This window comes from Shigella sp. FC1967 (assembly GCF_001743005.1).
Taxonomy (GTDB): Bacteria; Pseudomonadota; Gammaproteobacteria; order Enterobacterales; family Enterobacteriaceae; genus Proteus.
Genome location: NZ_MIIZ01001292.1, coordinates 1 through 416, shown reverse-complemented (window position 1 = coordinate 416; position 416 = coordinate 1). Strand labels below are relative to the sequence as shown.

At 45.0% G+C, this 416-nt stretch carries 1 pseudogene; it reads right to left on the bottom strand.

Features of this window, described 5'->3' with window-relative positions:
• Nucleotides 1-202: 202 nt before the first annotated feature.
• Nucleotides 203-416, bottom strand: a pseudogene (locus BHE89_RS21365) (fluoroquinolone resistance protein); the annotation flags it as partial.

The window sequence follows — 416 nt, the reverse complement described above, 5'->3', positions numbered from 1 at the left end:
ACCAATCAACGGACTAGGGATTTCTTGGATTGCGAAGTGTCGAAAGAAGCCCAACCTAACCAAACTTAGCCAGATTAACGAGCTAAGAGACCATGACCCAATAACTGATCATGGAGAAAAGCAAAGACAAGATGAAGATGTCGCTTCGCTCCGTTTTTGATTAGTACCACATTGGGGCATTAGGCGTTTTTTTACCTAGATTTTATCGGTGAACAATAACACCTAAACTCTCAACAAGCTGAAGCGCCTGCTCTCCATCCAACTTCACTCCATCTAAATTAATTCGCCTTGCATCAAGCTCGCCAAGCGCCCACCGTAATCACAACCAGTAAAATCAGCCAAAGACCAATCAAACGATGAAAACTCCCCACAAGAAAGATCGGAGCCACGAAACACGGCGCCAGTTATCACAGTGC